This window comes from Paenibacillus sp. Y916, assembly GCF_056786435.1.
On sequence record NZ_JBXCJA010000001.1, the window covers coordinates 661364 to 673396 of the forward strand.

12 protein-coding genes are annotated in these 12033 nt (G+C 41.9%); 7 read left to right on the plus strand and 5 right to left on the minus strand.

Translation table 11 applies throughout. The annotated features are described in order from the left end of the window. Positions 1-304: 304 nt before the first annotated feature. Complete coding sequence (locus AC1TO9_RS03215) at positions 305-973, minus strand: PDDEXK family nuclease (protein ID WP_482055266.1); 669 nt, start codon at positions 971-973, stop codon at positions 305-307. Between the two features lie 291 nt (positions 974-1264). Between AC1TO9_RS03215 and AC1TO9_RS03220 the strand changes: the two genes are divergently transcribed. The 4 genes from AC1TO9_RS03220 to AC1TO9_RS03235 are packed head-to-tail and all read left to right on the plus strand — an operon-like array spanning position 1265 to position 4321. Beyond that, on the plus strand, positions 1265-1798 hold the full coding sequence (locus AC1TO9_RS03220) for an RNA polymerase sigma factor (RefSeq protein ID WP_482055267.1): 534 nt from the start codon (positions 1265-1267) through the stop codon (positions 1796-1798). Then, positions 1795-2244, plus strand: coding sequence for a hypothetical protein (locus tag AC1TO9_RS03225; RefSeq protein WP_482055103.1), 450 nt, complete (start codon positions 1795-1797; stop codon positions 2242-2244). The genes AC1TO9_RS03220 and AC1TO9_RS03225 overlap by 4 nt, the downstream gene beginning before the upstream one ends. Beyond that, positions 2220-3407: a hypothetical protein gene (locus tag AC1TO9_RS03230; protein ID WP_482058300.1), complete on the plus strand. Its 1188-nt coding sequence runs from the start codon at positions 2220-2222 to the stop codon at positions 3405-3407. The genes AC1TO9_RS03225 and AC1TO9_RS03230 overlap by 25 nt, the downstream gene beginning before the upstream one ends. Before the next feature lie 26 nt (positions 3408-3433). Further along, positions 3434-4321 (plus strand): NAD-dependent epimerase/dehydratase family protein, encoded by an 888-nt coding sequence (locus AC1TO9_RS03235; RefSeq protein WP_482058301.1) that lies wholly within the window; start codon positions 3434-3436, stop codon positions 4319-4321. Positions 4322-4392: 71 nt separating this feature from the next. On the opposite strand, the gene proC is transcribed toward AC1TO9_RS03235, so the two are convergent. The 3 genes from proC to proB form a co-directional block, all read right to left on the minus strand. Beyond that, positions 4393-5250 (minus strand): pyrroline-5-carboxylate reductase, encoded by an 858-nt coding sequence (proC, locus tag AC1TO9_RS03240; protein WP_482058302.1) that lies wholly within the window; start codon positions 5248-5250, stop codon positions 4393-4395. A gap of 22 nt (positions 5251-5272) precedes the next feature. Next, positions 5273-6526, minus strand: a complete 1254-nt coding sequence (locus AC1TO9_RS03245; protein ID WP_482058303.1) for a glutamate-5-semialdehyde dehydrogenase — start codon at positions 6524-6526, stop codon at positions 5273-5275. Positions 6527-6778: 252 nt separating this feature from the next. Then, complete coding sequence (gene proB / locus AC1TO9_RS03250; RefSeq protein WP_482058405.1) at positions 6779-7882, minus strand: glutamate 5-kinase; 1104 nt, start codon at positions 7880-7882, stop codon at positions 6779-6781. A 441-nt stretch (positions 7883-8323) separates the two neighbouring features. On the opposite strand from proB, the gene AC1TO9_RS03255 reads away from it, so the two are divergent. Further along, entirely contained in the window at positions 8324-9136 is an 813-nt protein-coding gene (locus tag AC1TO9_RS03255; RefSeq protein WP_482058304.1) for a carbon-nitrogen family hydrolase, read from the plus strand. A gap of 137 nt (positions 9137-9273) precedes the next feature. Here the strand turns inward: AC1TO9_RS03255 and AC1TO9_RS03260 are convergent, their stop codons facing one another. Further along, the gene (locus tag AC1TO9_RS03260; RefSeq protein WP_482055109.1) at positions 9274-10188 is read right to left on the minus strand and encodes a LysR family transcriptional regulator; all 915 of its coding nucleotides are present in this window, start codon (positions 10186-10188) and stop codon (positions 9274-9276) included. Positions 10189-10360: 172 nt separating this feature from the next. Between AC1TO9_RS03260 and AC1TO9_RS03265 the strand changes: the two genes are divergently transcribed. Both AC1TO9_RS03265 and AC1TO9_RS03270 read left to right on the plus strand, forming a co-directional pair. Continuing rightward, a complete protein-coding gene (locus AC1TO9_RS03265; RefSeq protein ID WP_482055110.1) occupies positions 10361-11056 on the plus strand; it encodes a 4'-phosphopantetheinyl transferase family protein in 696 nt (231 codons plus the stop codon). Between the two features lie 498 nt (positions 11057-11554). Beyond that, positions 11555-12031 carry a DUF6790 family protein gene (locus tag AC1TO9_RS03270; protein WP_482055111.1) on the plus strand — a complete coding sequence of 159 codons (477 nt, stop codon included), beginning with the start codon at positions 11555-11557 and terminating at the stop codon, positions 12029-12031. The last annotated feature ends 2 nt before the right edge of the window (positions 12032-12033 follow it).

Consider the following 12033-nt stretch of genomic DNA (forward strand, 5'->3'; position numbering starts at 1 on the left):
CTTTTTGACATATATGGGAACATAAGTTTCACTTGATACTCTAATCCTTATATTTCCGCTGAAACGGGTACTGCCCTTAAAAAAAGGACGCGAAGCCGTTTATACTTGACTTAGGGCCATATTCCTGCGAAAGCGCAGGCTTTTTTCTTCGAAATGAACTTTCTAGCAGAATACCTACAATTGTGCAGGAATTTAAAGCATTAGTCGCCGAATTGAGGGGTTGACAGGTTAAAAGGTGTATATTTGCAGGAACTGTTGTTATACGATAAATAGCGAAAGAAATAGATGTAGAATCACAGGTATTCTACCAGCGTATCAATGCGCCAGGCTGAAGTTCATATCGCACGACATGTTTACCCTCCGCCCCGGCTACAGCGGTAAACGAGCCCTTCATGCAGAGCGATTGTAGTGTTCGAACAGCGGTGCGGTGATTGATATTTAAATGAGTTTCCACATCGATTGGGCGCAGAGGGCGAGTAAGTAAACAGGCAAGACGTATGATCTCTCGTTCCATGACATTGATCAAGTTGTTAGGAGTAGATTCTGGTTGGTAGCGGCTAAGCACCATGCGTAGTAGCGTAATGCACAGTTCGGGTCGGTAAGCGACGTCATCATAAGCAAATGAAATGACCTGAAATCCCATACCAGATAAAAAAGTTTCCCTATTTAATTCATTGCAATATTTCTGTCTATCCATGTCCCGTACGTGTGGACCGAAACCTTTGATTTCTATAACAAGTTTTACACCCCACGTAAGCCAGGCGAAATCACAGAAATAGGATAGACCCCGCCAATCGAGGACTTCGAACTCTGGATGTAAATGATCGAAATTTCCAAGTAGTGGCCACCAAATATTGCGGCAGAATAACTTCTCTGCTTCGCGGTGACCTCGCTCCAGACGGCCGCGTCGCTCCCCTTTTCTTTTGTGTAAATGGTACTGAATAAATGCAGCATGTGCCTCATCAAAATTCATCTCGACATCCCTCCCGAATAAAAGAAAACGTCCCGCTTCCATTCGCGGGGGAATGGAAGCGGGACGTTCTTCGTCTCTTGAAGACCATTATAATAGAGAAATTTGATTTTGTCACTTACAGTAAAGGCTAGCTTGCTCTATCTTTCATCAATAACAAGAGAACATCTTTGTTCACTCTATCGGTTTATAGCACTACTCCAAAATTCTTTTCACAAGGAGTGCAGGGGTAATGATAAAATGAACGTCTAAGATTAAGGGAAGGAGAGGAGAACAATTGACGAGGATAAAATCATAGAAGAAGTTCTTCGGGGTAATACGGATGCTTTTCGACTCATTGTAGATGAGTACAGTAAACATATATTTTATACGACATACTCGGTATTGCGAGATGTGAAGGATGCGGAAGATGTTGCCCAAGAGACATTTATCCAGATCTATAAGTCTCTGTCTCAATACCGATCCCAAGGATTTAAATCATGGATTACTCGAATTGCTACGAACAAGGCTATTGATTTGAAGCGAAAGAAGACACGGCGGGGTGAGGATAAACAACTATATCCAGTTGTCGACATGGATTTGATCCCCTCGGATGAAGAAGATCCATTATCTCTGACTATCCGTCAGGAAAAAAAGGAACTATTCAAGAAGAAGTTACAAATGATACCGGATAATCATCGTGTTGTGCTTACGGCATTTTATTTAGAAGAGAAAAATTACGAGCAAATTGCCGAAGAGCTCGATGTGAAGCCGAAGACTGTAGAATCTAAGTTATATCGGGCAAGAGATTGGATTCGGAAGAAATGGAAGGAGGAAGAATGGAAATGAATCATTTAAGTATGGACGATAAGCGAAAGCTCGGACAGTGTTATTTAGATGGGACTTGCACAATGGAACAAGAGCAGACATGGGAATCTCTACTGCTTGAAGATACTGAAGCGATGGAACTACATATCCAACTCTTATCTTCCATGGAACTGAGGATGCCAGATATGGTGGATGCAATACAATTTACGGATGATGTCATGAATAGACTTCCTGATCATCTCTATGGGAAAGAATTGGACTTCGTTGAACAACGACGACGATGGTTTGAACATTCGATCTTCCATTATACAGTGGCTGCTTGCTTGACCTTGTTGTTTTTGTCTACCGGGATATTTGATAAGTTAGTGGCTGGGGACTTGAACGTGATAACAAAGGAACATACAACGTCTTATAGTGATCAGATCATGGATATTACAGTAACTTGGCTGGACCAATTGAAACGATAAATGAATCGAAAGGGCGGATCTGTGTGCATAATGAGCGAAGTGGATTTTTTGCTTTTATATTAAATGTGTTCCCTGGTTTGGGGCATTATTTCTTGGGAAGAAAAACGAGGGGATTTCTGTATCCCTTAATGTTCTTTGGAAGTATTGGTGTTGGAAGTTTGTTTTTTTTCGTTTTTAGTGGTGGTGAAGGATTCATTGGAATTTATCTGGCGCTATTCTTCTGGTGCGTTAGCATGCTAGATTTAATAATCTTCTTACTAAGAAGACCATCTTCACTCCAGAGCGCACCGCAGATGAGAAATGAACTAGGTCATGCAGTGAACGAACAAGGACAGTTAATAAGTGAACCAGCAGTTTTGAAAAGCGAGCATAGTGAACGTTTTTATACGATTCTATTATCATTTATCCCAGGACTAGGTCATCTACAATTGGGTTTGATGCAAAGAGGACTATCCTTCTTAATATCATTCTTCGGTTTAATAACAATTATGGTGTTCGTTACAGGGATTACAAGTTCATCGGTATTCCTGTTGTTTCTCGGTGTGCTCCCGATTATTTGGTTATATTGTATGTTTGATGTTGTACAACAAATGAATCGGAAGCAGGCAGGTGAGATATTAGTCGATCGAACATTATTTGAGGAATTTGAAGAAGGACGAGAAGATGGTAAACGCAGTAAAATATTAGTGACGTTGTTGTCTGCTTTTCCTGGAGCGGGACATATGTATCTCGGCTTGCAAAAGAGAGGATTGCAACTGATGGTATTGTTCTTGGGTTCCATCTATGTGCTAGATATTCTCAGACTATCATTGTTCATGTTCCTCATCCCGGTTATATGGTTCTATAGTTTCTTTGACGGACTTCAACAGTCCTCTCGTTATGGCAAAGAACCGCTAGTTGACCGTCCGCTAGTTGAAGGACTCGATAATCATCGTGGCTTGATAGGAATAGGGTTACTTGTGCTGGGGTTGTATTACTTAGGTACGCAATTCATTATTCCAGTATTGGAAAGACAGTTCCCTGAGTATCGTATTGATTATAGGTTACGTACGTATATTCAAACCTTCATTGTTTCGGTACTACTCATTGGTGGCGGACTGAAGTTGGCGCTCAGCAATAGGAAAATGAAGAACAAGTCAGAACAAGTCCGAGGTCGTCGGTAATCAACTGGATGAGTAGGAGGAATTATATGAAATCAGCATTAGTATTAGGAGGGACGCGTTTTTTCGGAAAGAAGCTAGTAGAGTTGCTTTTGGAAGAGGGCATGGATGTGACGATTGCTACAAGAGGGATTGCATCAGATTCATTTGGAGATCGAGTGGAGCGTCTTATCGTGGATCGTGAGAACTATAGCTCTTTATTAAAGGCTACAGCAGGTTATGAATGGGACGTCATTTACGATAACATCTGTTATTCACCTCAAGACGCTTGGAATGCGTGTAAAGTATTTGCGGGCAAGGCGAAGAGATATATTAATACATCAAGCATGTCCGTATATGAGCCAGCATCACATGAACACACAGAGGCAGAATTGGATCCACACACGTATCCGATCAAGATGGGTTGCCGCGCGGATTTCGATTATGGTACAGGTAAAGCGTTATCTGAAGCTATATTTGCGCAACATGCTACATTTCCTGTGTGTAGCGTACGGTTTACGTTCGTCGTGGGAATAGATGATTACACCCGACGGCTTGAATTTCACATCGAGCGGATTAAGGAAGGGACTGCTATAGGAATTCCTTCGATAGATGCTAAGATCAACTTCATTTCCTCGGATGAGGCTGCGGCATTATTATGCTGGCTTAAGGATCAATCTCTTACGGGACCTCTAAATGCTTGTGCAACGGGTGAGATATCATTAGCTGAGATAATTGCTTTGATGGAACAGGAAGTAGGCAAGTCAGCCTTGATTGAACAACATACGTCAGAATCGAATCAATCACCTTATGGCGTGGAGCAATCATTCTTCATGAGTAATTCCAAGGGGATTGAAGCGGGATTCCCTTTCACACAATTGAATTCGTGGATTCCAGATCTAATCAGTCAATTGGCACGAAACAGGGTAACGTCATAAAAAGCACCCCATCCTATGTATCATAAGGATGGGGTGCTTTTGGTTGGTATGTGATTCAATTATTAAATCTACTATACTTCATTCTCTAGTGCAGCGCCCATTTCCCGAGAGCGTTCGGCACAGCGATGGACAGCGGCAACAACATCTTCGAAGAAATTTCCCTCATCAAGGGTTTGGATCGCCGCTTGTGTAGCGCCATTCGGAGAAGTGACTTTAGCTCTCAATGCGCTAGGTTCTTCACCCGTCTGTTGCACCATTCTGGCAGCACCAAGGACGGTTTGGACGGTTAATTCTTTACATTGCTGTTGCGTCAGACCCCCGCGAATACCGGCTTCCATCATAGCTTCCATCATATAGTAAATATAGGCAGGCCCACTACCGGAAATCCCAGTCAGCACATCCATTTGCATCTCATCGATGACGGTGACCGTACCGACGGCATCAAAAAGAGTCATGACGGTCCGACGTTGATCTTGAGTAACTTCATCAGAGAATGACATTCCAGTGGCACCAAGACCAATAGAGCTGGATGTATTCGGCATCGTACGAGCGATAGGTATGTTACGACCTAATAGACGCTGTATGGTATGGATAGATAAACCTGCAATAACTGAAACAATTAGTTGTCCTCCGGATAGTAAGGGACCCAATTGCTGTAGGGCGGAAGCAGCATCCTTAGGTTTCATGGCTAGTACGATGATTGAAGAAGTCCGGAGAATTCCTATTGTGGCAGCCTCATCGTTGCTGGTCTGTACATTGTAACGTTGATTTAATTCCTCAAGCCGAGCTGAATTACTTCTATTCAGCATAATTATGTTAGAAGGTGAAATAACTGAACGCGCAATAAGACCGCGAACAATCGCTTCTGACATCGAGCCTGCTCCATAAAAGGCGATATTGTTCTGAAATAAACGATGTTGTTCACTCATGATATGATCCTCCTTGCCGGAATTACCGACGGATTTGTCCGTTGCCATAAATACGGTATTTAGTAGTAGTGAGTGCAGGGAGTCCCATTGGGCCCCGCGCGTGCAATTTCTGAGTACTAATTCCAATCTCTGCTCCGAATCCGAATTCAAATCCGTCTGTGAAACGAGTAGATGCATTATGGTAGACGGCAGCAGCATCAACTTCTTGAATGAAAGTTGTAGCATGATCTTGATCTTCAGTCACAATACATTCAGAGTGTTGTGTGCCGTGTTTCGCAATATGGTCGAGAGCTTCTTGCATCGTATTGACTATTTGCACATTCAAAATATAGTCATTGTACTCTGTAGAGTAATCCTCTTCCGTTGCTTGAGTAGCCCATGGGATGAGTGCAAGAGTATTCTCGCAGCCTCGTATTTCTACATTGGATTCCTTGAACTGTTCCGCAAGAAGTGGAAGATGGATTGCTGCGAAATCCTTATGAATGATTAGAGTCTCCATGGCATTACAAACAGAAGGACGCTGAACCTTGGCATTTAAGCTGATGTCAGTAGCCATAGTAGGATCTGCTGAAGCGTCGAGATAGGTATGACATACGCCAGCACCGGTCTCAATCACAGGAACAGTGGAGTTTTCTACGACGTTCTGGATGAGTGATCTTCCACCTCGAGGAATGATGACATCTAATATTCCTTTCAGTTTCATCATTTCATCAACGGAACTACGATTTGGATCTTCAATGATTTGAAGAGCATCAACAGGAATAGCTGATGAGGCTAGTGCGCGATGCAACACTTCAATAATTTGACGGTTTGATGAGATAGCGGCTGAACCACCACGTAGGACAACAGCATTTCCTGTCTTTAGACAAAGGCCAGCGGCATCGACAGTCACATTAGGGCGAGCTTCATAGATGATTCCGATAACACCAATGGGTACACGGATTTTATCAATCGCCAAACCGTTGGGACGATCGATGGCTTCTAGTACCTCACCAATAGGATCTGGAAGATCGATAATTTGCTCTAAGCCTTCAGCCATGGCATGGATTCGTTCTGGATTCAACGCGAGACGATCCAGAAGGGAAGGTGGCGTTCCTTGTTGGCGTCCACGCTCGAGATCTTCGAGATTGGCGGTAATTATAATCTCTTGTTCATCTCTAAGAGCTTGGGCCATAAGTCGCAATGCCTCATTCTTCTGCTCATTATCCAAACGGTTAAGCACGGTAGATGCGGTTTTGGCGAGTGTTGCTTTATTTCTTACTTCATTCGTAATCATGGGATAACCTCCTAAAAGTTTTATTGTAGCGTACCCGCTTAGCAGCCTTAGCGGTAATGCTTCCTTGCTTAATCTACAGATTGTTGTAGAGGGGACGGAATTGTCCTGAAGAAGCGAAGTGTTCGCCTACAAGTTTTTCGTAGAAAAACTACTTCGGAAGCATTTGCTTTGCCCCTGAATTTTGTCGCTAACAGCGATATATTCAAAAAAATTTGGGGGCAACAGCGATCGGAAGGACAATCCGTAACCTCTCTATTTTAACGTAATCCACTCATCACGGTGAATAACTTCCAATCGATGAATATTGTCTGTTTTCTTGAAGACATCCGAACTAGACATTCCACGAACCTCTCGTAATTGATCGTCATCGTAATTAATGATACCTCTTCCAATGACTTCCGCTTCCATATTGAGTACTTCAACAACATCTCCTGCATGGAAGTGACCTTCGACCTGCTTCACGCCGACTGAAAGTAGACTATGCCCCCCATGGGTTAGTGCTTGTTCTGCACCTTCATCTACAGTAATAGAACCAAGTGGTGTAGACATAAAGCCGAGCCATTGCTTCTTCATGGAGAGAGAGGAAAGTTCTGTATCGAAGTATGTCCCGCGCCCAGCTCCATCAACTGCACTTTGCAGATCCCCAGGGGCAGTTACTTTTCCTACAAAAACAGGGACCCCTCCTCTTGTTGCGATTTTGGCGGCATCCACCTTAGAGCGCATTCCACCTGTACCGAGAGAAGAGCCAGCACCACCGGCAATGGCATAAATCTCTTCTGTAATTTCACTGATCCGACCGAATCGAACAGCATCTGGATGTTTACGGGGATCTCCTGAATATAGACCATCCATATCTGTCAGAATCAATAGATGCTGCGCCTTCACTAGATTGGCGACGAGTGCGGATAAAGTGTCATTATCACCGAATTTCAATTCATCTACAGAGACAGTATCATTCTCATTAAAGATCGGTATGACACCTTGCTTCAATAACTCTTCAACCGTCATGCCAGCATTGTTCATTCGTTTGCGACTACAGAAATCGGTCCGTGTAAGAAGTAACTGTGCTGTGACAATATCATGTGACCCGAAGGCTTGCTGGTAAGATTGCATTAATAGAGCTTGACCTACCGCTGCTGCTGCTTGTTTTTCGTGCAATAGACGGGGGCGAGAGGGATAACCTATCTCGCGGAAGCCTGCTGCTACAGCTCCTGATGTGACTAATAGTATTTCGTGACCTGCTGCGTGTAGAGAAGCCATTTCTCCTGCGAAAAAGTGGATGGCTTCCCGATTTAGAGCTCCTTCGGCAAAAGTAAGGGAGCTACTACCGATTTTGATGACGATACGGGATGACACAAGTATCACGTCCTTATGATTATTCATTGTAACAATAAATTGACAACAAAAAAACCTTCATCCTTGACGAGCAAAGGACGAAAGTTATAGCTTCCGCGGTACCACCTTTATTGATGAATAAATCATCCAACTTGATTACCTAGTAACAGAAGGTTCTGTCCCACCGATGTGGTAGGCCGCTCAGGGGTAGGTTTAGATAAGGTTCACGGTAAATTCTTTCAGCCAAGGAATTTACTCTCTAGAGGCGTGAAATAGCCTTATTTATGGGTCCCGTCAACACGTTTGTATATTATAAGAGGTAGTTTATTTTCAACTAGAATACCATGGAACTGTTTGCATTGCAAAGAGTAAAAGGTAGATAGATTGAATTTTGCAGACTATTGTACGGGTTAGCTTTTATAAGATATGATGAGCATATCTATTAGAATTGGGGGAACCTTGATGATAAAAGGTGCAGAGAATGGTAATTTACGTATAGCATTGATTCAAACGTCAATTATATTAGGTGAACCTGTTGCGAATGAAGAGCACATCCTTTCATTAATGGAGGAGGCCGTCGCAAAGAACCCGAAACCAGATCTCTTAGTATTACCTGAATTGTGGAACACAGGATATGCACTGGAGCAGATTCAAGATATTGCAGATGAGGATGGTGAGCATAGCAAGAGTTGGTTAAGTTCTTTTGCTAAGCGGCATCAAGTCTTTATCGTGGGAGGTTCGATAGCCCAATCCAATGCAGGACAGGTATTCAATTCGATGTATGTGTTTGATCGAGCAGGTTTGCAAATTGCCGATTATTCAAAAATTCACTTATTCCGTCTGATGAATGAAGAGAAATATTTAGTCCCTGGTCAACAATTGGTTGCTTTTCAGCTGAATGATGAATGTGTAGCAGGTGTTTGCATTTGCTATGATATACGTTTTCCGGAAATGGTACGTTCCTTGGCTTTGAATGGAGCGAAGGTACTGTTTGTTTCGGCGGAATGGCCGCATCCCCGCTTACATCACTGGCGAACATTACTCATGGCGAGAGCCATTGAGAATCAAATGTATGTTATCGCGTGTAACACAGTAGGGGAGAGCGGTGATGTTTCTTTCTTCGGTCATTCGATGATCATCGATCCATGGGGTGAAATTGTTGTTGAAAGTGGAGAAGACGAAGAAATAGTTATCGGTGAAGTCTCGATTTCCTTTGTTGATGAGGTACGAAGTCGTATTCCCGTCTTTCAAGATCGTCGACCAGATATTTATTAAAATATAAGGATTAGAGTATAAGTTTCACTTGATACTCTAATCCTTATATTTCCGCTGAAACGGGTGCCGTCCTTGAAAAAGGACGGCGAAGCCATTTCTACTTGTAAAACAGATGAAGCATAGGTTTGTGTAGCAGTTTATTTTAATTCCTCCATAGATTTCTTGAATGTCGCAATAAAGGCTTCCGCGGCCTTGGAGAGATAACGACCTTTTCGATAGGCAACAACAAGTGTTCGATAGGGAATAGGCTCAGCCAATGGTAAATAGACCGGTACGAACTCTGATCTAGGCGCGCGCGCAATATAACGTGGCACGAGAGTTACGCCCATTCCAGCGGCTACAAGTGATTGTATCGTCTCCATGTTACTGCTTTCAAATACGACTTGTGGCACGAATCCAGCTTTTTGAAAGAGATCGAAGGTCATAGTGCGAAAGCCTTGCCCTTTTTTGAGTACGATGAAGGATTCATCTTTGAGTTCTTCTAAATGAACAGGTTCAGGCGAAAGGCTGTTCGTAGCTCTCAAAGCTAGTGGATGCAGAGGGGGAACAGCCAGATCGATCAATTCTTCTCCAATCACCTCATATGCAAGCGAAGGTTCCACCAATGGAAGGGAGAGCAGGCTTAGATCCGTCCGACCCAGTGCAGTCAGTTTCTCTAGATTCATTGACGAGTCTTCTAAAAGATTGATTTCAATATCTGGAAAAGCTAGTTTAAAGCTTGGAAGCACATAAGGAAGCAGATGAGAACCGGTGATAGGCATGCTTCCGACAACAACCTTACCTCCACGAAGCTGCGAAATATCGGACATCTCTTGCCGCAATAATTCAACTGCATCAATGATCTTCTGCGCTTGTTCTATAAACTTTTCTCCAGCATGAGTTAGCTCAACACTACTCGTATTGCGCTGGAAAAGTAACACTCCAATCTCCTTCTCTAGCTTAGCTAGCTGTTGACTGAGTGAGGGCTGAGCAATATGTAGTTTCTCTGCTGCTCGCGAGAAGTTTCGTTCCGCCGCAATCTGTATGGCATATTGTAATTGTCTTAGTTCCATGGACTACCATCCTTCAATGTTGGTTAATTTGTATTTTAATACTATCATAGGAAGGTTGTTTTTGCTAAAGGAGGCACCACTTGGACATCCAATAACCGCAAGCGACACGCTAAGAATTTCTACATATAAAGATATTTAAGTGTACATAAATTGTGAATTGGAGTGATAATTTATGAAATTGTATTCAGTATATGTAGGTGCTTACATTGATGCTAAGACGTTTGAAGTTCTGTGGAAAAGGCTTTCTGAGGAGAAACAAGCACGATTAAAACAACTTAAAAGACAACAAGATGTTATACGTTCTTTAGCTGCCGACTTACTTGCTAGAACTATGTGTGCTGAAACTATGAGTTGCAGTCTAGAGGAAATTAAATTGGAATACAATGAGTTTGGAAAACCGTTTATATCTGGAGATACACACTGTTATTTTAATGTTTCTCATTCAGGAGAGTGGGTGGTTTGTGCAGTTGATAAAGATGAGATAGGAATCGATATAGAAAAAAAGGATGATATAGACATTGAAATAGCCAGAAGGTTTTTTGCTTATCAGGAGTATAGATATATTTTTGGGGGAGATCCGGTATTACGTATGGATAGATTTTATGAGATTTGGACATTTAAAGAGAGTTACATTAAAGCTGTTGGAAAGGGCCTCAGCATCCCGCTTCAATCGTTTGAGATTGAGATAGAACAGCAAGAGCCCGGGGAATCCTTACGAGCTAAAATAGGTAGAAATTCTAGTAGTGATAATATTTGGTATCTAAAACAGTTCGATTGGAATGCCAACTATAAGTTGGCTATTTGTACAAAAGAAAAACTATTTACCCAGACCATCCATAACATAGACATAAAGAGTCTTTCTTTATAAAAGTCAACACGACGAGCGCTAAACAACGCAAATAATATTACTAATTAAGAATGTCTCTATCTTTTTCTGAAAAAGTAAACATAATCAATAAAATTAATATATTGACAAATATAACATCTCAGTATAAAGTCTTGTTATTAGATAATTAATGGAAAATATTCTAAGTAATTCTTTATAAGGATATATATAAACTTTTTTAATAACCCCGAATTCAAGAAGCATAAACTCTAACTCGAATCTTATATTTATCTACATAAAACTCCACATAAATACCACATAAACACCACATAAACACCACATAAGTATTCACCTAAAAGACTCTACATAGAACTGAATAGATAGTCACTTTTAATAAAGATTCTACCTTACCTATCGAGTAGTAGAACGAAGGGTTGTTAGGGTAATTGCTAGAGCGAAAGGGGAGGGGCTACCACAAGCAGGTATGTTGAGAAATGGAATAATAACAAAAATACACTTATCATTTTAGGAGGAATTAATGTGTGGTTTTTAGCGTTGTGGGTGTTAGGAATTATTTCAGCTCTGGTGCATTTGTTTATCCTGGGGTTTCCCAACAGTGTTAGTGATATAAGTACGATCCTTCTTCTTCATCAGTTTGTTGTTACTTTCGGATTAGTTGGCGTAATTGGTTACGTAGTTAATATTGCGAGGGCTGATGAAACAGCGAAAATGTTAGGATGGCCCGGTGGACCGTTTCAGGTTAAATATGGATTCTCTCAAGTAGGTTTAGGAATAATGGGGATACTGGCCATTTGGTTCCAAGGTACTTTTTGGATCGGGGTTCTCGTAACGATGTACATCTATGGACTCAGTGGCCTTTGGTCTCATACACATGTGATGCTTAAGAATAAAAAGGTGGATGCAGATAGTATAAGTAACCTTATTATGGATATTGCTTACCAGACATTTATTACAGTGTTGTCGATTTTAGCAGGGGGAATCTGGATTCTGGGATAAAA

Bases quoted from the DNA above. Each gene is read 5' to 3' on its own strand.
- AC1TO9_RS03215 (WP_482055266.1), bottom strand. From the start codon at position 973: ATGAATTTTGATGAGGCACATGCTGCATTTATTCAGTACCATTTACAC.
- AC1TO9_RS03225 (WP_482055103.1), top strand. From the start codon at position 1,795: ATGAATCATTTAAGTATGGACGATAAGCGAAAGCTCGGACAGTGTTAT.
- AC1TO9_RS03235 (WP_482058301.1), top strand. From the start codon at position 3,434: ATGAAATCAGCATTAGTATTAGGAGGGACGCGTTTTTTCGGAAAGAAG.
- proC (WP_482058302.1), bottom strand. From the start codon at position 5,250: ATGAGTGAACAACATCGTTTATTTCAGAACAATATCGCCTTTTATGGA.
- AC1TO9_RS03245 (WP_482058303.1), bottom strand. From the start codon at position 6,526: ATGATTACGAATGAAGTAAGAAATAAAGCAACACTCGCCAAAACCGCA.
- AC1TO9_RS03255 (WP_482058304.1), top strand. From the start codon at position 8,324: ATGATAAAAGGTGCAGAGAATGGTAATTTACGTATAGCATTGATTCAA.
- AC1TO9_RS03260 (WP_482055109.1), bottom strand. From the start codon at position 10,188: ATGGAACTAAGACAATTACAATATGCCATACAGATTGCGGCGGAACGA.
- AC1TO9_RS03265 (WP_482055110.1), top strand. From the start codon at position 10,361: ATGAAATTGTATTCAGTATATGTAGGTGCTTACATTGATGCTAAGACG.